At 67.5% G+C, this 22,699-nt stretch carries 20 protein-coding genes and 1 tRNA gene; 9 read left to right on the forward strand and 12 right to left on the reverse strand.

Annotated features, from left to right (window positions below):
• From JM664_RS14875 to JM664_RS14895, 5 genes are all read right to left on the reverse strand, one after another.
• A complete protein-coding gene (locus JM664_RS14875; protein ID WP_227420704.1) occupies window positions 1–681 on the reverse strand; it encodes a molecular chaperone DjiA in 681 nt (226 codons plus the stop codon).
• Window positions 682–722: 41 nt separating this feature from the next.
• Window positions 723–1,181, reverse strand: coding sequence for a GNAT family N-acetyltransferase (locus tag JM664_RS14880; protein WP_406675808.1), 459 nt, complete (start codon window positions 1,179–1,181; stop codon window positions 723–725).
• A gap of 35 nt (window positions 1,182–1,216) precedes the next feature.
• Entirely contained in the window at window positions 1,217–1,813 is a 597-nt protein-coding gene (locus JM664_RS14885; protein WP_227420706.1) for a VOC family protein, read from the reverse strand.
• 229 nt (window positions 1,814–2,042) lie between these two features.
• Window positions 2,043–5,690: a vitamin B12-dependent ribonucleotide reductase gene (locus tag JM664_RS14890; RefSeq protein WP_227420707.1), complete on the reverse strand. Its 3,648-nt coding sequence runs from the start codon at window positions 5,688–5,690 to the stop codon at window positions 2,043–2,045.
• A 269-nt stretch (window positions 5,691–5,959) separates the two neighbouring features.
• Window positions 5,960–6,036, reverse strand: a tRNA-Pro gene (locus JM664_RS14895).
• An 84-nt stretch (window positions 6,037–6,120) separates the two neighbouring features.
• On the opposite strand from JM664_RS14895, the gene JM664_RS14900 reads away from it, so the two are divergent.
• The gene (locus JM664_RS14900) at window positions 6,121–6,870 is read left to right on the forward strand and encodes a hypothetical protein (RefSeq protein ID WP_227420708.1); all 750 of its coding nucleotides are present in this window, start codon (window positions 6,121–6,123) and stop codon (window positions 6,868–6,870) included.
• Window positions 6,871–6,883: 13 nt separating this feature from the next.
• Here JM664_RS14900 and JM664_RS14905 read toward each other — a convergent pair whose 3' ends face one another.
• The 3 genes from JM664_RS14905 to pdxH form a co-directional block, all read right to left on the reverse strand.
• Window positions 6,884–7,342 carry a DUF192 domain-containing protein gene (locus tag JM664_RS14905; RefSeq protein ID WP_406675809.1) on the reverse strand — a complete coding sequence of 153 codons (459 nt, stop codon included), beginning with the start codon at window positions 7,340–7,342 and terminating at the stop codon, window positions 6,884–6,886.
• Window positions 7,339–7,872: a cold-shock protein gene (locus JM664_RS14910; RefSeq protein WP_227420709.1), complete on the reverse strand. Its 534-nt coding sequence runs from the start codon at window positions 7,870–7,872 to the stop codon at window positions 7,339–7,341. Before JM664_RS14910 ends, JM664_RS14905 begins: the two co-directional genes overlap by 4 nt.
• Window positions 7,873–7,996: 124 nt before the next feature.
• Window positions 7,997–8,593, reverse strand: a complete 597-nt coding sequence (gene pdxH, locus JM664_RS14915; protein WP_227420710.1) for a pyridoxamine 5'-phosphate oxidase — start codon at window positions 8,591–8,593, stop codon at window positions 7,997–7,999.
• 123 nt (window positions 8,594–8,716) lie between these two features.
• Here pdxH and fabI point away from each other — a divergent pair, with 123 nt between their 5' ends.
• The 3 genes from fabI to gpt are packed head-to-tail and all read left to right on the forward strand — an operon-like array spanning window position 8,717 to window position 10,663.
• The gene (gene fabI / locus JM664_RS14920; RefSeq protein ID WP_227420711.1) at window positions 8,717–9,535 is read left to right on the forward strand and encodes an enoyl-ACP reductase FabI; all 819 of its coding nucleotides are present in this window, start codon (window positions 8,717–8,719) and stop codon (window positions 9,533–9,535) included.
• The gene (locus JM664_RS14925; protein ID WP_227420712.1) at window positions 9,532–10,143 is read left to right on the forward strand and encodes a LysE family translocator; all 612 of its coding nucleotides are present in this window, start codon (window positions 9,532–9,534) and stop codon (window positions 10,141–10,143) included. The genes fabI and JM664_RS14925 overlap by 4 nt, the downstream gene beginning before the upstream one ends.
• A 16-nt stretch (window positions 10,144–10,159) precedes the next feature.
• Window positions 10,160–10,663, forward strand: coding sequence for a xanthine phosphoribosyltransferase (gene gpt, locus JM664_RS14930; protein ID WP_227420713.1), 504 nt, complete (start codon window positions 10,160–10,162; stop codon window positions 10,661–10,663).
• On the opposite strand, the gene JM664_RS14935 is transcribed toward gpt, so the two are convergent.
• Together JM664_RS14935 and aspS are read right to left on the reverse strand one after the other, a co-directional pair.
• Window positions 10,660–11,352 carry a GNAT family N-acetyltransferase gene (locus JM664_RS14935; RefSeq protein ID WP_227420714.1) on the reverse strand — a complete coding sequence of 231 codons (693 nt, stop codon included), beginning with the start codon at window positions 11,350–11,352 and terminating at the stop codon, window positions 10,660–10,662. The genes gpt and JM664_RS14935 overlap by 4 nt on opposite strands.
• A complete protein-coding gene (gene aspS, locus JM664_RS14940; RefSeq protein ID WP_227420715.1) occupies window positions 11,349–13,121 on the reverse strand; it encodes an aspartate--tRNA ligase in 1,773 nt (590 codons plus the stop codon). Before aspS ends, JM664_RS14935 begins: the two co-directional genes overlap by 4 nt.
• Before the next feature lie 207 nt (window positions 13,122–13,328).
• On the opposite strand from aspS, the gene JM664_RS14945 reads away from it, so the two are divergent.
• Window positions 13,329–14,567: an SAM-dependent methyltransferase gene (locus JM664_RS14945; protein WP_227420716.1), complete on the forward strand. Its 1,239-nt coding sequence runs from the start codon at window positions 13,329–13,331 to the stop codon at window positions 14,565–14,567.
• Here the strand turns inward: JM664_RS14945 and tcuB are convergent.
• Complete coding sequence (gene tcuB / locus JM664_RS14950; protein WP_227420717.1) at window positions 14,500–15,660, reverse strand: tricarballylate utilization 4Fe-4S protein TcuB; 1,161 nt, start codon at window positions 15,658–15,660, stop codon at window positions 14,500–14,502. The genes JM664_RS14945 and tcuB overlap by 68 nt on opposite strands.
• Window positions 15,647–17,053 carry an FAD-dependent tricarballylate dehydrogenase TcuA gene (gene tcuA, locus JM664_RS14955; protein ID WP_227420718.1) on the reverse strand — a complete coding sequence of 469 codons (1,407 nt, stop codon included), beginning with the start codon at window positions 17,051–17,053 and terminating at the stop codon, window positions 15,647–15,649. The genes tcuB and tcuA overlap by 14 nt, the downstream gene beginning before the upstream one ends.
• 100 nt (window positions 17,054–17,153) lie before the next feature.
• Between tcuA and JM664_RS14960 the strand changes: the two genes are divergently transcribed.
• The 4 genes from JM664_RS14960 to JM664_RS14975 all read left to right on the forward strand — a co-directional run bounded on the left by JM664_RS14960 (window position 17,154) and on the right by JM664_RS14975 (window position 22,688).
• A complete protein-coding gene (locus tag JM664_RS14960; RefSeq protein WP_227420719.1) occupies window positions 17,154–18,224 on the forward strand; it encodes an AbrB family transcriptional regulator in 1,071 nt (356 codons plus the stop codon).
• A gap of 170 nt (window positions 18,225–18,394) precedes the next feature.
• Window positions 18,395–19,489: a type 2 periplasmic-binding domain-containing protein gene (locus JM664_RS14965; protein WP_227420720.1), complete on the forward strand. Its 1,095-nt coding sequence runs from the start codon at window positions 18,395–18,397 to the stop codon at window positions 19,487–19,489.
• A gap of 74 nt (window positions 19,490–19,563) precedes the next feature.
• Window positions 19,564–21,579 carry a tripartite tricarboxylate transporter permease gene (locus JM664_RS14970; RefSeq protein ID WP_406675810.1) on the forward strand — a complete coding sequence of 672 codons (2,016 nt, stop codon included), beginning with the start codon at window positions 19,564–19,566 and terminating at the stop codon, window positions 21,577–21,579.
• Entirely contained in the window at window positions 21,576–22,688 is a 1,113-nt protein-coding gene (locus tag JM664_RS14975) for a 4-oxalomesaconate tautomerase (RefSeq protein ID WP_227420752.1), read from the forward strand. The genes JM664_RS14970 and JM664_RS14975 overlap by 4 nt, the downstream gene beginning before the upstream one ends.
• The last annotated feature ends 11 nt before the right edge of the window (window positions 22,689–22,699 follow it).

The following is a 22,699-nucleotide window of genomic DNA, read 5'->3' on the forward strand; positions in this document are numbered from 1 at the left end:
TCAGGCCGCTTCGCCGCTGATCTCGCGCCAGGCACGGTTGATGGCCACCAGGCGTTTCTCAGCGAGCTTGATCGCCTCTTCCGGCACGCCCCGCGCCAGCATCCGGTCGGGATGCGTCTCGCGCACGAGGCGGCGCCACGCGGCCCGCACTTCGGCGACAGGTGTCCCGGGCTCCACGCCGAGCACGTCGTAGGGATCGGGATCCGCATCGGGTACGAAACGCGCGCGGATGCTGCGGAATTGCCGGTCCGGCAGGCCGAAGAGGACCGAGACGCGGTGCAGGAAATCATCCTCGGCCGGGTGATAGGCCCCGTCCGCGACCGCGATGTGGAAGAGGCCCTCCAGCAGGTCGGCGAGCGTCTCGCTCCCCTCGCCGAACATCCTGCCGATGCGCCGGGCGTAATCCTGAAATCCCGCGATGTCCTTTCGAGCAAGGTTGAAGACGCGGGCCGCGTTCTCCTCTTCGCCCGGCGGGATGGTGAATACCTCGCGGAACGCGGTCACCTCGTCGCGGGTGACGCGGCCATCGGCCTTGGCCATCTTGGCGCCAAGCGCGATGACCGCTATGGCGAAGGCGACGCTGCGCTCCGGCGGGCTGCGCAGGCGGTCGAACAGCGCGGCCAGCCCCTCGCCCGAGGCAAGCGCCGAAAGAGCGGCTGCGATGCGTCTCCAGATCGACATGGCGTCAGGCTATCGCATGGGGGCGCAGGGGGCGAAAGGTGTCAGGTCTTCCCGAGCACCTTCTGCATGAGGTGGAGACCGATCCAGCGCCCGAACTTGCGGCCGACCTCCGGCAGGACCGCGATCTCGTCATAGCCGAGGGCGACGTGGAAGGCGCGGCCGCCGGGATTCTCCGCGCTCACGCCCGCGATCAGGGAATGCACCCCGCGCTCGGCCGCATGTGTCTCGAGAGCCGCCATGAGTTGCCGCCCCAGCCCGCGACCCCGGGCAGAGGGCGCAAGGTGGATCGTGTGCTCCATCGTGTGGCGGTAGCCGATCCCCGCCCGGAACTGGGCGTAGGTGGCGAAACCTGCCACCTCGCCGTCGATGTCGGCCACGAGGAACGCGCATGCGCCCTGCGCGCGCTCACCGATCATGGCGGCGAGGGCGTCCTCCGCGTGCTCTGCCGCATTGAAGGTGATCGTCGTCTCCCGGATCAGCGGGTTCCAGATCGCGGCCACGGACGCCGCGTCGGCAGGTCGCGCCAGTCGTATTGTCACGTCAGAAGCCGGCCACCGCTCGGCGTCGCGATGATGGCGCGCAGTCCGGGATGCTCGCTCGCGGTTAACTTCACGCGCTCGATCGGCGGGAGCCTCAGCGACTGCGGATCGCGGTGACCGACCTGCAGCTCGATCAACCGGCATCCCACGTCGGGCAGGATGTCCGGCATCGGCGCGCCCAGCAATTCGAGGAACGCGGGCGCGCAGCAAACCTCCTGCTCCATCGCGTCGCGAGGAATGGAGATCCGCCATGCGAACGTCTCGCGCGCGATCCGCTGCGGCGGGCTCATCCCCTCCATCCCGTACCGAATTGCCTCCTCGACATCCGGCACCCGCACGAACCAACCGCTGAGCCGCGGCGGACCGCGGAACCAGTCCAGATTGAACCAGCGCGGTCGTACGGGCGGAGGCGCGTCCGGATCGACAGCGACCACCTGCAGGTAGCAGTCAGGCCCGAGCGACAGCAGGTTGTTGTGGGTGCCCGCGCCGTCGTGACGGCCTCCTGGTGAGAGGCGCACCGACAACAGATCCTCGACATACGCGGTGCCCTCGTCGAGCGTGGCAGCCGTGACGACGAGCGAATCCAGGTTCATGCAACCCTCGCGACGAGTGGTACAACCACGGGCGCGACGAGCGCTCTGAACATGCGCATAAGCACAGACAATCGACCGCCCAATCCGGTGTAACGCAATAAAGGTGTTTTGGCACCACGAGAATGCGCACATTCTTATGCAAGCGATATTTACCTGACGTCTCTCCGACGCGGCAGGCCCGCCTCCGGAGCGGAGACGGGCCCGAGCGAACAGTTTCGCGTGCTCGCAGTCAGCTACACCCGCTCGTGCCGCCGCAGGTGTTGCACTTCATGCAGGTACCATTGCGCACCAGCGTATAGTTGCCGCACTCGCCGCACGGGTCGCCCTCGTAGCCCTGCATCCGCGCCTTGGTGCGCGCATCCGCCGCCGGCGAGGTCTCGACCATTCCCGTGGCGACAGCCTGCGCGGCGACAGCGGCTGATGTGCTCGCGTCGAGCGTGACCGCCGCCCCGCCCTGCAGCACCACGAGCTCGTGCGGCAGCCGCTTGCGGAGATAGCCAGTCGAGCTGATCTGGCGCAGCACCTCCAGCGACTTGGACGCCGCGGTCTCGGACACCGGCGAGACGTTGGAGCGACCCTCCTCCTCGCCCCGGCCGAGGTCGTCGAAGCTGACGCCCTCCGGCTGGACGTGCGCGAGGTCGGTGCGGTCGAGATAGCTGACTGCCAGCTCCCGGAAGATGTAGTCGAGGATCGACGTCGCGTTCTTGATCGTCTCGTTGCCCTGCACCATACCCGCCGGCTCGAACCGGGTGAAGGTGAAGGCCTCGACGAACTCCTCGAGCGGCACGCCGTATTGCAGGCCGACCGACACGGCGATGGCGAAGTTGTTCATCATGGCGCGAAAGCCGGCGCCTTCCTTGTGCATGTCGATGAAGATTTCGCCCAGAGTGCCGTCCTGGTACTCGCCGGTGCGGAGATAGACCTTGTGGCCGCCGACGATCGCCTTCTGGGTGTAGCCGCGGCGGCGCTGCGGCATCTTCTCGCGGTGCGAGCGGACGGCATCCCGCACGATCACCTTCTCGACGATCTTTTCTGCCAGCACCGTCGCCTTTTCCTGCGCCGAGCCGGTGGCGAGCGTTTCCTCCGCCTCCTCGTCGTCCTCGACGAGGGCCGAGGCCAGTGGCTGGCTGAGCTTGGAGCCGTCGCGGTAGAGCGCGTTCGCCTTGACGCCCAGGCTCCACGACAGCTCGTAGGCGCGCTGGCAGTCCTCGATCGAGGCGCTGTTTGGCATGTTGATCGTCTTGGAGATCGCGCCCGAGATGAAGCTCTGCGCCGCCGCCATCATGTGGATGTGGCTCTCGGCGCCGAGGTAGCGGCGGCCCTTCTTGCCGCAGGGGTTGGCACAGTCGAAGACCGGGTAGTGCGCGGGGTCGAGATGCGGCGCGCCCTCCAGCGTCATCGTCCCGCAGACATGGTCGTTCGCCGCCTCGACCTCGGCGCGGGTGAAGCCAAGGTGCCGCAGCAGGTCGAAAGTCGGGTCCGCGAGCTTGTCCGCTGGAATGCCGAGCGCGTCGCGGCAGAAGTCCTCGCCCAGCGTCCACTGGTTGAAGATAAATCGGATGTCGAACGCGCCCGGCAGCGCGGCCTCGACCTTGGCGATCTCGCGCGGGCCGAAGCCGTGGCCGACGAGGGCGGTGGTGTTGATGCCGGGCGCGTTGCCGAGCGAGCCGTGGCCGACTGCGTAGGCGACGATCTCCTCGATCTGCGCCGGTGCATAACCCAGCGTCTCGAGCGCGGCGGGCACGCTTCGATTGATGATCTTGAAGTAGCCGCCGCCGGCCAGCTTTTTGTACTTCACCAGCGCGAAGTCCGGCTCGATCCCCGTGGTGTCGCAGTCCATCACCAGGCCGATCGTGCCGGTCGGCGCGATCACCGTCGTCTGCGCATTGCGATAGCCGTGCCGCTGGCCGAGCTCCAGCGCCCGGTCCCACGCCTCGCCCGCCATTTGTACCAGCCGCACATCCGGGCAGTTGGCGCGGTCGAGCGCCACCGGCTCCACCGCCAGCCCCTCGTAGGCGCCGCCGCCGCGTGCCGCGGTGCGGTGATTGCGGATCACCCGCAGCATGTGCTGCGCGTTGCGCTCATAGCTGGGGAAGGCGCCAACCTCGGAGGCAATCTCGGCCGACGTGGCGTAGGCGGTGCCGGTCATCAGCGCCGTCAGCGCGCCGCACATCGCCCGGCCCGCCTCGCTGTCATAGCCAAGGCCCATGTTCATCAGGAGGCCGCCGATGTTGGCGTAGCCGAGGCCCAGCGTACGGAAGTCGTAGCTGAGTTGCGCGATCTCCTTCGACGGGAACTGCGCCATCAGCACGCTGATCTCCAGCGTGAGGGTCCAGAGCCGCGTCGCGTGGACGTACTGCTCGGCCTTGAACGCGCCGTTCCTCCAGAAGGTCAGCAGGTTCATCGACGCCAGGTTGCAGGCCGTGTCGTCGAGGAACATGTACTCCGAGCACGGGTTCGAGGCGCGGATCGCCCCGTCCTCCGGGCAGGTGTGCCAGGCGTTGATCGTGTCGTGGAACTGGATGCCCGGGTCGGCGCAGGCCCAGGCGGCGTGGCCGATCTGCTCCCAGAGGTCGCGGGCCTTGATCGTCCGCGCCACCTTGCCGTCGGTGCGGCGCAGCAGCTCCCAGTCCGCGTCGTCCTTCACCGCCTGGAGGAAGGCGTCGGTGACGCGCACCGAGTTGTTCGAATTCTGCCCCGAGACCGAGGCATAGGCTTCGCTGTCCCAGTCGGTGTCGTAGGTCGGGAACTCGATCGAGGTATAACCCTGCCGCGCATACTGCAGCACGCGGTTGACATAGGTCTCGGGGATCGCCGCCTTCTTGGCCGAGCGGATCGCCTTCTTCAGCGCGTCGTTCTTAAACGGGTCCGTCGCGTCCTCTACCGTGCCGTCCCAGCACGCAATGGCAGAGAAGATCCAGTTGAGCTTCTGCTCATGCATCTTCGAGCCGGCAACGAGCGAGGCGACCTTCTGCTCCTCCCGGACCTTCCAGTTGATGAAGTCCTCGATGTCGGGATGATCGGCGTCGCAGATCACCATCTTGGCCGCGCGGCGCGTGGTGCCGCCCGACTTAATTGCGCCCGCCGCACGGTCGCCGATCTTGAGGAAGCCCATCAGGCCCGACGACTTGCCGCCGCCCGAGAGCGACTCGCCTTCGGCGCGCAGCGATGAGAAGTTGGTGCCGGTGCCGGAGCCGTACTTGAAGAGCCGCGCCTCCCGCACCCAAAGGTCCATGATGCCGCCCTCGTTCACGAGATCATCGGCGACGGACTGGATGAAGCAGGCGTGCGGCTGCGGGTGCTCGTAGGCCGAGGACGATTTCGTCAGCTTGCCGCTGCGGTGGTCGACATAGAAGTGCCCCTGGCTCGGCCCATCGATGCCGTAGGCCCAGTGCAGCCCGGTATTGAACCACTGCGGGCTGTTGGGCGCACCCATCTGCGCGGCCAGCATGTGGCGCATCTCGTCGTAGTAGGCGCGGGCGTCCTCCTCGGACGAGAAGTAGCCGCCCTTCCAGCCCCAGTAGGCCCAGGCGCCGGCGAGGCGGTCAAAGACCTGCCGTGCGGACGTCTCGCCGCCGTAGCGCGCATCCTCGGGCAGTTCAGCCAGCGCGCTCTCGTCGGCGACGGAGCGCCACAGGAACTCCGGCACGTCCTTCTCGCGGACGCGCTTCAGACGCGCGGGGACGCCAGCCTTGCGGAAATATTTCTGCGCGATCACGTCGCAGGCGACCTGGCTCCAGCGCGCCGGCACGTCGAGTTCGTCGAGGCGGAAAACGATCTTGCCGTCCGGGTTACGGATCTCGGAGGATGTCGTGGTGAAGTCGATGCGCTCGTAGGCATCCGCTCCGGCAGTGGTGAACTCGCGCGCGACTTTCATGAATCTATCCTCTCGTTCCGGTTCGTTTGCCGGCTCGCGAGGCTGCATCGGCAGACGGGCGCTCCGTCTGTCTACGAGGTGCCTGCATGAAACCGGCGCCCGCCTACCGATGTCCGTCCCCCGCACCGCGACGCCTATATGTGGTGTCTTGCCGGCCGGTAGATACAAGGTGGAGCGATTCTCGTGCCCACGTCAATGAAACTTTCACCACATCTGGTGGCTAGTTTCACTTGACCAACCAGATCGACGATCTACCGCGAGTTGTAGGATGGTCGGGGCGAGAGGATTCGAACCTCCGACCTACGGCACCCAAAGCCGCCGCGCTACCAGGCTGCGCCACGCCCCGACGCGCACACTGCTAGCCCGTCGCCACGCCAAAGGGAAGAGCGGCGCTTGTGTGGCGCAGGTCCATGGCTGTATGGCTCGAAGGATGCGGGAACGGCAGGAAAAGCGACCAACCCTCGCGCTGACGCTCGTGTGCGGCCGGCGTCCGGCGCTGCTCCAGAAAACCCTCGCTTCTTTCTCAGAACGGGTCTTCCGTCACTTCGAGATAAGCGATGTCTACGCCAACCTCGACCCCTTCGCGGGAGGGCCTGACGAGCATGCGGCGTGCCTGCGGCTGATCCGCGACACGTTCCCGCAGGCCCGGATCTTCGAGCCCGAGACGCCGAGCTTCGGCGCGGCCGTGCAGCGGCTCTGGTCGCACGCGCCCGACGGCACCGTCCTGCACCTCGAGGACGACTGGATCGCGAACGAGGATATCAAGCCCGATCGGGTGCTGCCCCTGCTCTCAGGCCGGACGCGCGCCGTCGTCCCGCTCAGCGTCGAGCACAAGTGGAACGGCAAGACGCCGTTCAAGACCCATGTCATCAAGACACGCCTTTTCGGCTGGACCGTCTGGCGCCGGCGCGCCGGCACCTTCGGCACCAGCCCGCGCTTCATCGACGGCGCATTTGCTCGCACCTGCGCCGGCCTCATGAACCCGGACCTCGACCCCGAAAAACAAATGTACCTGCCGCACAACAGGAAGTTGCACGACTTCATGGCGCCCTATGGCAACCGCCTGCTGCCGGCGCGTGACGGCGGCCCGCTCATCACCGACATCGGGCGCGAGTGGCGCGACAGCCGCGGCATGGCCAAGGTCGTTTCTGGCGGACGATCCGAATGGGTGACCGGCTGAGCCTCGACAGCGCTCAGTCGCAGGGCCATGCGGCGATCGACTGATCAAGGGCCGGATGCCGTAGCTCCGTCCCCTCCTCGATCCCGAGCCGTCGTGCCATGCCGCCGTTGATCTCCAGCACCGCGAGCACGCCCGACCCGCCTGGAATCGGCGTCTCGTCGAGCGGCACCGCATTCTCGTGCACGTGCGTCACGCGGCCGGTTTCGTCGGCGAAGATCATGTCGAGGGGGATCAGCGTGTTGCGCATCCAGAACGAGGCGTTCTGCGGCTGCTCGTAGACAAAGAGCATCCCGCGGCTTGCCGGCAGCGACTCGCGGTGCATCAGCCCCTGAGCGCGTTCCGCCGGGTCGTCCGCGATCTCGACGCCGAAGCTCGCCACGCCCCAGTCGCCGCGCAGCTCGACCCGGCCGGGGTCGCACGCGGCCGCGGCGGGGCCGGCGAGCGCGACCAGAACGGCGAGCAGACGGATCAAGTGCGCTCCTTGAGAGCCGCTTCCCAGCTCGTGACCTGCTGCGCCATGCGCCCGCGCTTGCCGTCGATGATGCGGAGGCCGACCGCCTCGCCGGGCTGAAGGTCGGCGAGCCCGCTGCGTCGCAGCACCTCGATATGGAGGAAGACGTCCCCCGGCTTGCCGAACACGTTGGCAAAGCCGAAGCCCTTGGACTTGTCAAACCACTTCACCCGCGCGGGCTCGAGCGGCAGGTCCTCGGCCGCTGGCACGTTCGGACCCGCGAGGTCCGGCAGCGCCGGCTCGTCGCTTGCCGGTGGTTCTATGTCGTACACGACCGTAGCCTGCGCACCGCGAGGCGTGTCCTGCACCGCCACCTCGATCCGCGACCCTTCGGCGACCGAACTTTGGCCGAAGTTGCGCAGGACGTTGGCGTGCAGCAGGATGTCCGGCCCCCCGTCCTCAGCTACGACGAAGCCGAACCCCTTACCGGGATCGAACCATTTCACATGGCCTACGATCGTTCGCGCCGATGAGGCCTCGGGCTCTGTCATTGCTGCGCCTGAACGGGATTCAATTTCTACAACTTCGTCTTTCAGCAAAATACCCTACCACGAAAGGTCGTCGAGCGTCGCAGCCATGCTCATCGACCAAATGGTAACATCATTTCGTGGCTTGTCATGGATTAAGTCGGATCCGCTCCCACACATTTCCCGAATGCGTGAACCGGAAGCGGTCGTGCAACCGGTGGACGCCGTCCGCCCAAAGCTCGATCTCGACCGGGCGGAGCCGGAAACCTCCCCAGAAGGGTGGTCGCGGCGGCGCCTCCCCAAGCTCATCGCGCAGACGCGCGACCTCGGCCATCAAGGTCTCGCGCGAGTCGAGCGGCCGCGACTGGCGCGACGCCCAGGCGCCGAGGCGGCTGTCGAGGCTGCGCGACGCAAAGTAGGCGTCGGAAAGCGGTCCATCCTCGCGCACGACCGGGCCGCGCACGCGAACCTGACGGCGCAGCGACTTCCAGTGACAGACAAGGGCGGCGCGGCCGTTCGCCGTCAGCTCCTGCGCCTTGGTGCTCTCGTAGTTGGTGTAGAAGACGAAGCCGTCCTCACCAATTTCCTTGAGGAGCACGATGCGCACGTTCGGCATCCCCTCATGGTCGACGGTGGCAAGCGCGACGGCATTGGGGTCCGACGGCTCGGTCGCCGCCGCCTCTTCCATCCAGCGCCGGAATATGGCGATGGGACTTTCCCCCGCGAAGATGTCGTCCTGCAGCATTTGGTTCTCCATCTTCGGCGTTAGTGGCGTAGCCCGCACCCCACGGAGGCGCAAGTGGCCGGCCTTGATGCCTTTCCACCGATGTCATAGACGACTTCGAGGTCAGTACGAGAGGGGCGCGGCATGGCAGACGGTCTGATGCAGGGCAAGCGCGGCCTCGTCATGGGCCTTGCCAACGACAAGTCCATTGCCTGGGGCATCGCGAAGGTCGCGGCCGAGCACGGGGCCGAGCTGGCCTTCTCCTACCAGGGAGAAGCGCTGAAGAAGCGCGTCGATCCGCTTGCGGCGGAGGTGGGATCGGATCTCGTCCTGCCGTGCGACGTGGGCGACGGCGACTCGCTCGACGCCCTCTTCGACGCCCTGCGGGAGAAATGGGGCACGCTCGACTTCGTCGTCCACGCGATCGGTTTTTCCGACAAGTCCGAGTTGCGCGGCCGCTACGTGGACACGAGCCGCGAGAACTTCCGCACCTCGATGGACATCTCGGTCTACTCCTTCACCGCAGTCTGCCGCCGCGCCGCCGCAATGATGCCGGACGGCGGCTCGCTGCTGACGCTGACCTACTACGGGGCCGAAAAAGTGATGCCACATTACAACGTCATGGGTGTGGCCAAGGCCGCGCTCGAGGCGTCGGTACGCTACTTGGCCGAGGATCTCGGCCGCGACGGCATCCGCGTCAATGCAATCAGCGCCGGCACGATAAAGACTCTCGCGGCGAGCGGCATCGGCGACTTCCGCTACATCATGAAGTGGAACGAGTACAATTCGCCCCTCCGCCGAAACGTGACGCAGGAGGAGGTGGGCAAGTCCGCCCTCTACCTGCTCTCCGACCTCGGCTCGGCCACCACGGGCGAGGTGCTGCACGTCGACGCCGGCTATCACGTGGTGGGCATGAAGGCGCCCGACGCGCCGGACATCACAAAGGCGGTCGCTAAGGAATGAGCGCGGCGGCCTTCGCCTCCATCGCCTTCCTTCACCTGCTGGCGGCAATGAGTCCCGGCCCCTCCTTCGTGGTCTCCGTCCGCACCGCCGCGAGCCAGGGCTTCCGGGCCGCGACCGGGCTGGCCGTCGGACTTGGGCTCGGCGCGCTGGTCTGGGCCGGGGCGGCGCTGACCGGGCTCGCGCTGCTCTTCGAGATCGCGCCCTGGCTCCTCACCGCAATGAAGGTGCTGGGCGGCCTCTTCCTCGTCTGGATTGCCGTCGCCACCTGGCGGCACGCGGCGGAGCCCATGCCGGATGCAGACGTGGCGGTGCCGCGGAGCGTCGCCTCCGCCGTACGGCTGGGGCTGATGACGCAGCTCGCCAACCCCAAGCCCGCGATCTTCTTCGGCGCCGTCTTCGTCGGCCTCGTTCCCGCCGACGCCAATCTCGCCGCCGTCGCGCTCCTGCTGGCGGTCATCTTCGCGGACGAGACGTTATGGTACATCCTGGTGGCGCGGGTTTTCTCGCTGCAGCGGGCGCGCGCCGCCTACGCGCGGGCGAAGGGGCTGGTGGACCGCGCCTTCGGCGGACTGATCGCTGCCTTCGGCATCAAGATCGCCGCCTTCTGAGGAGGAGTAGATGCGCATGACCGACCGCCTGCCGCACGAGAAAGGATTCCACGTCAGCTGGGACCAGTTGCACCGCGACGCGCGGGCGCTGGCATGGAGGCTCGACGGGCACGGTCCGGAAAACGGCGGCTGGCGCGGCGTTGTCGCCATCACCCGCGGCGGCATGGCGCCCGCCATGATCGTCGCGCGCGAACTTGATATCCGCACCGTCGACACGATCAGCGTCAAGTCCTACGAGCACCAGGACCAGCACGAGGTGCGCGTCCTCAAGTCGCCTGACGCCGAGCTGATGGGCGACGGCAGCGGCATCCTCGTCGTCGATGACCTGGTGGACAGCGGGAAGACCGTTGGCCTCGTGCGCGAGATGTTCCCTCGGGCCCACTTCGCCACCGTCTACGCCAAGCCGCAGGGCCGTCCGCAGGTCCACACCTTCGTCACCGAAGTCAGCCAGGACACCTGGATCTTCTTCCCCTGGGACATGGCGCTGCAGTACGTCCAGCCCTACCGCGGGCGGGACTAGTCAAGCGGGTCGCGCGCGACGAGGATCGGCCGGGTGGACTCCGCCAGCGAGTGCCGCTGCCGGCCGTTCGCGTCGAAATTCGCCGATGCGAGCCAGGTTTCGAACGCTTCCCGCAAGCGCGGCCACTCCGCGTCGATGGCGGCGAACCAGGCGGTGTCGCGGTTGCGGCCCTTCACCACCGCCGCCTGCCGGAAGACGCCTTCGTAGCTCAGGCCGAAGCGCTGCGCAGCGGCGCGCGACGGGCGGTTGGCCGCGTCGCACTTCCACTCGAAGCGCCTGTAGCCGCTCTCGAACGCCCAGCGCATCAGCAGGAAGACCGCCTCCGTCGCCTCACGCGTGCGTTGCAGGCGGGGCGCGAAGGTAAGCCATCCGGCCTCGATGCTGCCCACCGCCGGCGCCATTCGCATCAGGCTTAGCGTCCCGCCGAGCCGCCCGTCCTCCATCCGCACCGCGAAGTGCAGCGGGTCGTGGAGGAGCCGCGCACCTTCGATCCATTTAGCATAGCCGTCGGCGCCGAACGGCCCCACCGGCAGAAAGCGCCAAATCGTGCCTTCGGAATCCTCGGCAAAAGCCTCATGCAGCGCAAGCGCGTGCTCCGCCCCCAGCGGCTCCAGTTGCACGTAGCGGCCCTCGATCGGCGTCCGCGGCGGCAGCGGCGGCGGGCGCCAGTCCGCGAGCGGACCGGTCATTCCTGCGGGATGAGGCGGAGGCCAAGTTCGCGGAGCTGCTCATTGGTGGGCTGCGAGGGGGCGCCCATCATCAGGTCCTGCGCCTGCTGGTTCATCGGGAACATGATGACCTCGCGAATGTTCTGCTCGTCCGCCAGCAGCATGACCATCCGGTCAATGCCGGCGGCGCAGCCCCCGTGCGGCGGCGGGCCAAAGCGGAACGCGTTGACGAGGCCGCCAAAGCGCCGCCGCACCGCGTCCTCGGTGTAGCCGGCCAGCTCGAACGCCTTGAACATGACATCGAGCCGGTGGTTACGGATCGCGCCCGACACGAGCTCGTAGCCGTTGCAGGCGAGGTCGTACTGGAAGCCCAGCACCTCCAGCGGATTGCCCTCGAGCGCCTCGAGACCGCCCTGCGGCATCGAGAACGGGTTGTGGGAGAAATCCACCTTTCCCTCGTCGTCCTTCTCGTACATCGGAAAATCGACGATCCAGGCGAAGGCGAAGCGGTCCTCCTCGAAGTGGCCAAGCTCGCGCCCGACCTCGACCCGCGCCTTGCCCGCCACCCGCTCGAAGTCGTGCGGCGCGCCACCGAGGAAGAAGGCCGCGTCCCCGGCCCCGAGACCGAGCTGCTTGCGGATCGCCTCGGTCCGCTCGGGGCCGATGTTCTTGGCGATCGGGCCAGCACCCTCCGGCCCGCCTTCGGCCTCGCGCCACATGATGTAGCCCATGCCGGGCAGGCCCTCGGCTTGCGCGAAGCTGTTCATCCGGTCGCAGAAGGCGCGGCTGCCGCCGCCGGGCGCGGGGATCGCGCGAATCTCGGTGCCGTCCTGGTTCAGGAGGCGCGCGAAGATGCCGAAGCCCGAGTCGCGGAAGTGGTCCGAGACCGTCTGCATCTTGATGTGACAGCGCAGGTCGGGCTTGTCGGTGCCGTACCAGAGCATCGCGTCGCGGTAGGCGATGCGCGGCCAGACGGCGTCCACGGTGCGGCCGCCACCGAATTCCTCGAACACGCCCTGGATCACCGGCTGGATGGCGTGAAAGACGTCGTCCTGCGTGACGAAGCTCATCTCCACGTCGAGCTGGTAGAAGTCCGTGGGCGAGCGATCGGCACGCGGGTCCTCATCGCGGAAGCAGGGCGCGATCTGGAAGTAGCGGTCGAAGCCCGAGACCATGATGAGCTGCTTGAAGAGCTGCGGCGCCTGCGGCAGCGCGTAGAACTGCCCCGGATGCAGGCGCGAGGGCACGAGGAAGTCGCGCGCGCCCTCGGGCGACGAGGCGGTGATGATCGGCGTCTGGAATTCGGTGAACCCGGTGTCCCACATCCGCTGGCGCAGGCTGCGCACGACGTGGGAGCGCAGCATGATGTTGCGGTGCAGGTGCTCCCGCCTGAGGTCGAGGAAGCGGTAGCGCAGCCGCGTCTCCTCCGGGTAGTCCTGCTCGCCGAAGACGGGCAGCGGAAGCTCCTCGGCCGAGCCCAGCACCTCGAGGTCGCGCACGAAGACCTCGATTTCACCCGTCGGGATACGCGGGTTGACGAGTTCGGGTGAGCGCGCCTTCACCTCGCCATCGATGCGGATGCACCACTCGGACCGCACCTTCTCGACCTCGGCGAAGGCGGGGCTGTCGCTGTCGGCAAGGATCTGCGTCACGCCATGATGGTCCCGCAGGTCGATGAAGAGGACGCCACCATGGTCACGGACGCGGTGCACCCAGCCGGACAGGCGGACATTCTCTCCCACGTTCGACGTGTTGAGTTGCGCACAAGTGTGGGTTCGGTAGGCGTGCATCGGTCGGTCCTCGGGCGGGGCTGGCGGATCGGGCCGATACACAGTGCCGCGCGGGCGAAGTCAAGCCGAGCGGCCAGTTTCAGGGAACATCCAGCCTTTACAACACTTTCGCCACTGGACAAGATATCCGTCGAGCATGCATCGGGGCGCCGAACGGGGCGCCACCTGACAGGGACGGCCATCGGAACGGGCCGCGAGGAGGGTAGGATGTGGATGGCTCTGCTGGACAGGATGCTGAAACAGGTGATCCGCAAGGGAAGCCTGACGCTTCATGCGCCCAACGGCCGCACCTACCGTTACGGTGACGAGACTGGCGAGCCTGTAACCGTGCGCCTTCTGGACCCGACGCTTCCGCGGCGGATCGTGCAGAGCCCGGATCTTGGCGTGGGCGAAGGCTACATGGACGGCGGCCTGACGTTCGACGGCGACGACCTGAGAGGCTTCATGCGCCTCGCCGTTCGCAACAGCGAGTGGGTGGTCGGCGTGCCCTGGCACCGCTCGCTCGACGGTTTGCGCTACCTGCGCGGGCGCTTGCGGCAGTACACTCCGACCAGCCGCGCACGGCGCAACGTCGCGCATCACTACGACCTCTCGGGCGAGCTCTACGACCTCTTCCTCGACTCGGACAAGCAATACAGCTGCGCCTACTTCCGATCGCCCGACGACAGCCTCGAGCAGGCGCAGGCGCAGAAGAAGGCGCATATCGCCGCCAAGCTGGCGCTGCGGCCGGGGATGCGCGTTCTCGACATCGGCTGCGGCTGGGGCGGCATGGCGCTGACGCTGGCGCGCGATCACGGGGCGCAAGTTCTTGGCATCACACTGTCGGAGGAGCAGCACCGCACCGCCACACGCCGCGCCGCCGAGGCCGGCCTGCAGGACAGGGTCTCGTTCCGCCTATGCGACTACCGCGAGGTGGAGGGGCGCTTCGACCGCGTCGTGTCCGTCGGCATGTTCGAGCATGTGGGCGCGCCGCAGTACGGCGCATACTTCCGTCAGGTCAGCGAGAAGCTCACCGTGGACGGCATCGCGCTGATCCAGACGATCGGCCGCACCACGCCGCCCGGCACCAACAGCCCGTGGATCGAGAAGTACATCTTCCCCGGCGGCTACATCCCTGCCCTCAGCGAGATGACGCGCGCCATCGAGCGCGCGAACCTACTGCCGACGGACATCGAGGTCTGGCGGCTGCACTATGCCGAGACCATACGCCACTGGCTCGACAGATTCGAGGCGAACATCGAACGCGCCCGCGCGCTCTATGACGAGCGTTTCTGCCGGATGTGGCGCTACTACCTCGCCGCGTGCGAGCAGACATTCCGGATGAACCGGCAGGTGGTCTACCAGGTGCAGCTGGCGCGCAGTCTCGATGCCGTGCCGCTCACCCGCGACTATCTGCATCCCAGGCCGGAGGCGACACAGCCGCTCGAACAGGTGGCTGCGGAATAGTCGGGCGCTGATCCTTCATCTTGATCTGCGCGTCGCGGATCAGCGCCGCGACGCGGTAGAAGCCGTGGATCATCTTGGAGTACGGCATCAGCAGGAAGAATGCGAGGACCGTGCCCAGATGAAGCGCCAGTAGCGGCTGCACCGCCGCCGTCCCCGTCGCGGCATAGAGCACCAGGCCCGTGAGACCGGTCGCCGTCAGCAGCAGCACGAACGCCATCTCGCCGCCCCAGTAGGCCGGCGCGTTGAGGTCGCGATCGGCCTGCGTCTTGAGCCAGGCGAGCCCCAGCCCGCCCACTGTCAGGAGGATGCCACCGGGAATGCCGAGCAGCTTCGGCAGCGACCAGAAACCGTAGGGCGCAGGATAGCCCGCATAGTGCAGCAGCGTGCCTGACGAGGTCGAGGCGAAGCAGAGCAGGAAACCGTAGAGCACCGCCTGGTGCATCCAGCGCCGCGTATCGCTGTAGCGATCCTCCTTCTCGTAGTTGCAGCCCTGCCCCTGCCCGCCGGAGAGGTTCTTCAATCTGGCGCTGTCCATCAGGGCCGCCTTCACGTGCCGCCATTGAACCGCGCCGCCGCCCACTGTCCGCCAGTAGCGGCGGAGCGACACGCCGATCGCGACCAGCGGCAGGACGAAGGCGGGCAGAAAGATTGCGACCATGGCTCCATGCGAGAGGTAGGCGTAGAAGCCCTCGCCGCCTTGGGGCCGGATGCCCTGCACGGCAAGGAACAGCGCCGCCAGCGCCAAGACCAGAAGTCCTGCGATGGCGAGGCCCTGCCGCTGGAACAGGCCGCCGAAGCCCGAAGGCCAGGCGAAGCGGTCCCAGTCCTCCGCCCGCGTCTCGGCCAGGATGCGCGGCAAGTTCACCGCAAACTCGTGCGGGGGGGTGTACTGGCACGAATAGTAGCAGCCGCGACAGTTGTGGCAGAGATGGGCGAGCTGCTGGATGTCGCCGCTCGCGAAGATCCGCTGCCGGTTGATCGCCGGGAAGACGGCGCAGAAGCCCTCGCAGTAGCGGCAGGCGTTGCAGATCTCGACCTGACGCTTCGCCTCGGCGATCGTCGGGCTCTCGGCGGTCGTATCAAGCGGCGACATGCGCGGCGGCTCCCTGTCCGGCCAGCCGCCCGAAGACGGTGCCGATGGTCATTCCGAACCCGGCCAGATAGCCCTGCCCGAGGATGCTGCCGGCCATGATTTCGCCGGCGGCCCAGATGTTGTGGTAGCGGCCCTCGGGGCCCGTCACGCGGGCCTCGTGGTCGACCTTCAACCCCAGATAGGTGAAGGTGACGCCGGGTCTGAGCGAATAGCCGTAGAACGGCGGCTCGACGATCGGCCGGGCCCAATTCGTCTTGGGCGGGTCCAGCCCCTCGGTCGCCAGGCCGTCGAGCTCCGTCGGGGTAAACGGGCCCTCGCGGCAGGCGGCGTTGAACGCGTCGATCGTCTCGCGCACGGCCGCGGGCGGCAAGCCCAGCGCCTCGGCTAGTCCCTCGATCGTGTCGGCTTCGATCGGCGGGTAGACCGAGGGCATGAAGAGGTCGATGCTGCGCGAGTCGATGATCGCGTAGCCGACCTGGTCGGGCTGCGCGGCGACAAGCCGGCCCCAGATCGCGTAGCGCTTGGGCCAGACATCCTCGCCCTCGTCATAGAAGCGCTGGCCGTCGCGATTGACGACGACGGAGAACGGCACGCAGTCGAGCCGGGTGACGATCCCGCCGTCGTATTGCGGCGCCCGACCGTCGATCGCCACCGCGTGACACTGGGTCGGGTCGCCGACGCTCTCGGCGCCCTGGTCCAGCATGTCCTTGAGGACTACGCCGCGGTTGTATGGCGTGCCCCGGATCAGGAAGTTGCGCGCGCTCTCACCCCAGGCGCGGGCGAGCCAGTCGATGTCCGACTGAAAGCCGCCGGAGGCGAGCACCACCGCTTTGCCCCGGACGCGGAGCCGCTCGCCGCCGATCTCCACCTGCACCGCATCGAAGCGTCCGCCGCTCACCTCCACATGTGTCACCTGCGCCTCGTAGGCGATGGTGACTCCGAGATCCTCCGCGGTGATGTAGTAGGCGTTGACCAGCGCCTTGCCCCCGCCAAGGAAGAAGGCGTTGGTGCGACTGAGAGACAGCGTGCCGGAGAGCGACGGCTGGAAGCGCACTCCGTGCGCCTCCATCCAAGGAAGGCACTCCTCAGACGTGCGAATGGCGAGGCGCGCGAGGCCTTCGTCCGTCTGGCCCTTGGTGACGCGGATCAGGTCGTCGAAATACTCGTTTTCGCCGTAGCTGTCGGTGAGCACGCTCAGCGGCCCGGAGTGCATGCAGCGGAAATTGCGCGTGTGACGAGAGTTTCCGCCTCGATAGGTTTCCGGCGCCCCCTCGAGGATCACCACGCGGCAGCCGCGCTCCGCCGCCTCGATCGCGGCGCAGAGGGCGGCGTTTCCCCCGCCCACGACGACGACGTCCCACTCCGTCTCGGTCAGCTGGCCCAGCCTGCTCATTCCCTCACGTCCCGTCTCCGGGAAGCCTGTTCTGCGGATGCGTCCACCTCGCGAGGCCCCTTTCCTTCCATGCATCCGGCTGTATACGGTCGGATGCGAAATGGGTCAACGTCCCGCATCTCCTCGTACATCGCTGTCTCCGGCACGCCGGCGATTGCTGACGCTCGTCGTCGCGACGGCGGGCACGGCTGCGTTCTGGGCGCTGAACCTGCCGCTTCCGTTCCTGTTCGGCCCGATGTCAGCGTGCCTGCTGGGTGCGCTGGTCGGCGCACCCCTGCGCGGTATGGAGCCCGTCTCGAAGGCCGCGCGCACCATCGTCGGGGTCACGGTCGGATCCTCGGTGACGCCCGCCGTCGTCGATCAATTGCCGCAGACGCTGGGATCTCTCGCACTGATCCCGGTATACATTGTGCTGATCGGGCTGATCGGCGTTCCGTTCTTCACGCGGATATGCGGGCTAGACCGAGTGACCGCCTATTATGCCGCCATGCCCGGAGGGCTGCAGGACATGGTCGTCTTCGGTCAGGAGGCGGGTGCCGACGTGCGGGCGCTTTCCCTGATACACGCGACGCGGATCCTGATCCTGATCGCGCTGGCACCGTGGATCCTGATGCTGGGATTCGGCGTCACCCTCGGCAACCAGATCGGCGAGTCCGCCGCCGACCTGCCGATGCGCGAGCTGGCGCTGATGGCGGCGGCGGCGATCATCGGCTGGAAGGGTGGCGAGCGCATCGGCCTCTTCGGCGCAGCCGTGCTCGGCCCGATGATCCTGACGGTGGCAATGTCGCTGACCGGCCTGATCCACTCGCGACCCCCTGCCGAGGCGATCGTGGCGGCGCAGTTCTTCATCGGCATCGGCATCGGCATCGGCTACGTGGGCGTAACCCTGCAGGAGCTCAGGAAGTACGTGCTGGCGGCCGTTGCATTCGTGCTGGTCCTGGCGGTCATCGCGGCCGGCTTTACCGAAGTCGTGGTGCTCGCGGGCTTCGCTCAGCCGCTCGAGGGCTTCCTCGCCTACGCACCAGGCGGACAGGCCGAGATGACAATCCTCGCGATCCTTGCGGACGCGGACCTGGGCTTCGTCATCGTCCATCACGTCTCGCGCGTCATGCTCGTGATCACGGGGGCGCCCATCGTCTGGCGGCTGCTGCGTCAGCGCGGGACAAGCTGAGCGATGCGGCTTGGCGGCAAGAAAGGGTTTGTCGACGGTGCGAGGCACATGCATACCATGGCGCGCTGCAGGCGGATCCCCGTGTAGCGCCGGAGAGGCGCGGACCGTCTGCGCCGCAATGCAAGCGCACGGAAGAGTGCGTGTCAGAGACGAAAAAGGGAGCAAGAAGAATGAGCCACATGAACATCCGCGCACACGGCGCCGCCATGGCGCTGGGCGTCGTCGCCGCGGTGGCGGCGCAGGCGCAGGACGCGCCGAACCTGCAGGGTGAGACGGTCGAGTACGTCATCCCCTTCTCCGAATCCGGCGGCTCGGCGCAGTGGGCGAACTTCTACGCGCCGCTCCTGAGCGAGGCGCTGCCCGGCAGCCCGACGGTCGTCGTGCGCTATCGCCCCGGCGCCGGCTCGACCGAGGGTGCCAACTGGTTTCAGAGCAATCAGGGCAGCGGAAACGGCGTGCTGATTTTCGGCGACTCCGGCTCGACCAAGTTCCCCTACCTGCTGGGCGATCCTCGCGTGCGCTACGAGTATGACGATTGGCAGCCAGTCCTGGCGTCTGGCACCGGCGGCGTCGTCTACCTGCCGCCCGACCTCGCCGAACGCTGGGACGGCGACGTGGACGACCTCAAGGACGAGTTCTTTCTCTACGGCAGCCAGGGCGCGACAACGCTCGACCTCGTGCCGCTACTTGCCTTCAACATGCTGGGCCTGCAGGTCGACCCGGTGTTTGGCGTGCAGGGCCGCGGCGACGGCCGCCTGATGTTCGAGCGCGGCGAAGCCAACATCGACTATCAGACTTCGGCCGCCTACATCGACAACGTGCAGCCGCTGGTCGACCAAGGCCTGGCGGTGCCGATCTTCACCTGGGGCTCGCTCGACGAGGAAGGCAACATCGTTCGCGACCCGACCTTCCCCGACCTGCCGTCCTTCAAGGAGGTTTGCGAGGCGACGGAGGGCTGCGAGACCGAAGGCGTCGCTTGGGACGCGTGGAAGGCGTTCTTCGTAGCCGGCTTCGCCAACCAGAAGACGATCTTCCTGCCCGGCTCGGCCCCGCAGGAGGTGGTGGACGCCTACACGCAGGCGCTCGAGGACATCAAGGCGCGGCCCGACTTCGCGGAGATCTCGGCGCAGGAACTCGGCGTCTATCCGCAGCAGACCGGCGAGGCGGCCATCGAGGCGACCGAGCAGGCCACGACGATCAGCGACGAGGCCAAGCAGTACGTGCTCGACTGGCTGGAAGAGGACTACAACGTCACGATGGAGTGACCCGCAGTCCCACCTGACACACCGCCTCCGCCTCACGGCGGGGGCGGCCACAGGCGCCCGTCGGAGGAGTCCCAGTGGACGCACTTGATATTGCCCTGCCCGCCCTCGCGTCGGCGTTCGGCATGGTCTTTCATGTCCAGCAGCTGGCTTACATGGTCGCCGGGGTCCTGCTCGGCCTGTCGATCGGCGTGCTGCCAGGCCTCGGCGGCATCGCCGGGCTCGCGTTGGTGCTGCCGTTCATGTACGGCATGGAGCCGGTCTCGGGCCTCGCCCTGATGGTGGGGCTCATCGCCGTCATCCCGACCTCCGACACCTTCTCTTCCGTCCTGCTCGGCATCCCCGGCAGCTCGGCCAGCCAAGCTACCGTTCTCGACGGCTTCCCGCTGGCCAAGCGGGGGGAGGCGGCGCGCGCGCTGTCGGCGGCCTTCGCCTCATCGCTCTTCGGCGGGCTCTTCGGCGCCATAATCCTGACGTTCCTCATCTTCCTTGCGCGGCCGCTGATCCTCGCCTTCGGCCTGCCCGAGATGCTGATGATTACGATCCTCGGCCTCTCGATGGTGGCGATCCTCGCCGGCCGCGTCCCGCTCAAGGGCATCGTCGCGGCGGGACTCGGCCTCATGGCGGGCACGATCGGCGCCGCCGGTCCGGGCGGCAGCCTCAGGATGGCGACCTACGACATCCCCTACCTCGTCGACGGGCTGCAGCTCGTCATCGTCGGTCTCGGCATCTACGCGATCCCCGAGATCGTCTCGCTGCTGCGCCAGGACAAGCCCATTGCGGGCGAGAGCCGGTTGGGTTCGGGCTGGTTCCGAGGCGTCTCTGACTGGTGGCACAACAAGTGGCTGTCGCTGCGCTGCGCCGGCATCGGCGTCGTCATCGGCGTGATCCCCGGCCTCGGCGGCTCGGTCGTCGACTGGATCGCCTACGGATCCGCGGTGCAGACCGCCAAGGACCGCTCGCAGTTCGGCTCGGGCGACATCCGCGGGGTCGTCGCGCCCGAAAGCTCCAACAACGCCAAGGAGGGCGGCGGCCTCGTCCCGACGCTGATCTTCGGCATTCCGGGCTCCGGCTCGATGGCAATCTTCCTCGGCGGCCTCGCGCTCCTGAACATGACGCCCGGGCCGCAGATGGTCCGCAACAACCTGGACTTGACCTACACCATCGTCTGGTCGCTGGCGCTGGCCAACGTCGTCGGCGCCGGCCTCTGCATCCTGCTCTCGGGCTGGATCGCCAAGCTGACCAAGATCCGCTTCACGCTGCTGGCGCCGTTCCTCTTCATGATCATCGCCTTCGCCGCGTTCCAGTCGCGCCAGTCGATCGGCGACCTCGTGGCGCTGGTGGCGATCGGCGTGCTTGGGATCATGCTGCGGCGTTTCGACTTCTCGCGGCCTGCATTCCTGATCGGCTTCGTGCTCTCGAGTCAGGCAGAGCGGTTCGCGAACCAGGCGCACCAGATCGCCGGTGCGCGGTTCGCTCGCAGCACCGCAGCCGGTTTCGACTACCTGCTCTCGCCGCTGACGATCGGGCTCATTGTGCTCACGCTGGTGTCGATCTTCGTCGGCATCCGAGCCTCCAAGAACATCCGCGAGAACATCGACCCGCCGACCGGCGGCAAGCGCGCGCCCTTCCTCTTCCTGCTCCTGATCACGCTTTACCTGATCGTCGCATGGTTCGACGCCCTCACGATCAACCGCATCAGCGACAAGATCTTCCCGCTGACGATCGGCGGCATCACCCTGCTGGGCTGCTTCGCGCTGCTCTGGCGGATGCGGCGCGCTCCGGAGACGGACGACATCTTCATCGACCTGGAGGCGGGCGGCGACGATGCCGCGGCGCCGCACGGCCTCTGGTCGACGCTGGCGTGGTTCGTGGTGCTGCTGATCCTGACCGCGATCTTCGGCTACATCATCGCCGCGGTGATCTTCCTGCTGATGTTCTTCCGCATGCGCGGCAGGGTGTCGTGGGTAGCGGCGACGCTCTATGCGGCTGCCGGCATAGGCTTCATCCTCTTCCTCGCAGCTATGCTCGGGCGCGACTTCCCGCCGGGCGTGCTCCAACGTTTCCTCGAACTGCCATGGCCATTCACATGACCCAGACTGCGATCCCCTACCTCTTCCTGCGCGGCGGCTCGTCGCGCGGACCCTACTTCGACCGCGCGGATCTGCCCGAGGATCGCGAGACGCTGACGGAGGTACTGCTGAGCATCGTGGGCTCCGGCCACACCTGGTGCATCGACGGCATCGGGGGCGGCACCGCCGTCACGACCAAGGTCGCGATGCTGAGCAGGTCGGAGGCGCCGGACACCGACGTTGACTACTTCTTCGCCCAGTGCGGCGTCGGGGACCGGATCGTCGACTACCGCCCCACCTGCGGGAACATCCTCACGGGCGTGGGCCCCGCGTCGATCGAGATGGGTCTCGTGCCGGCGCAGGACGGCGAGACGCGGGTCCGCATCCGTGCCGTCAACACCGGCGCACGGGTCGAGGCGGTGGTCCAGACGCCCGGCGGGCGGGTGAACTACGAAGGTAGTGCCACGATTGACGGCGTGCCCGGCAGCGCGGCGCCGGTCGCTCTGAACTTCCTCGACGTGGTCGGCACCTCCACCGGCTCACTCCTGCCCACCGGCAACGTGCGGGACGTGATCGACGGCATCGAGGTGACCTGCATCGATGTCGCCATGCCCATGGTTCTCGCGCGGGCAGATGCCTTCGGCCTCACGGGCTACGAGACGGCGGAGGAGATCGACGCCAACCGGGCGTTCTACGACCGCTTCGAGCCGATCCGGATCGAGGCCGGCCGCCGCATGGGCCTGGGCGACGTCACCAAATCCGTCACGCCCAAGATCGGGATCCTGGCACCGGCCCGCGCCGGCGGCACGATCGCGGCGCGCTACTGCATGCCGTGGAACTGCCACCCGACGATGGCCGTGACGGGCTCCCAGTGCATCGCCTCCTGCGCACTGACGCCCGGCACCGTCGCAGACGGGCTCGTCACCGGCATCGACGGCTCGCCCGCGCATGTGGTGATTGAGCATCCGGCCGGCGTGATCGAGGTGCTGGTCGACTACGAGGTCGGCGACGACGGCTTCCGCCTCATCTCGGCCGGCCTCGTCCGCACGGCGCGCCTGATCGCGCGCGGCGAAGTGATGGTGCCGGCTTCGGTCTACGCGCCCGCCGCCCGTCGCGATGTGGCAGCATGAGCGCCTTGAGG

Source organism: Roseitranquillus sediminis (assembly GCF_016918935.1).
GTDB lineage: Bacteria > Pseudomonadota > Alphaproteobacteria > Rhodobacterales > Rhodobacteraceae > Roseitranquillus > Roseitranquillus sediminis.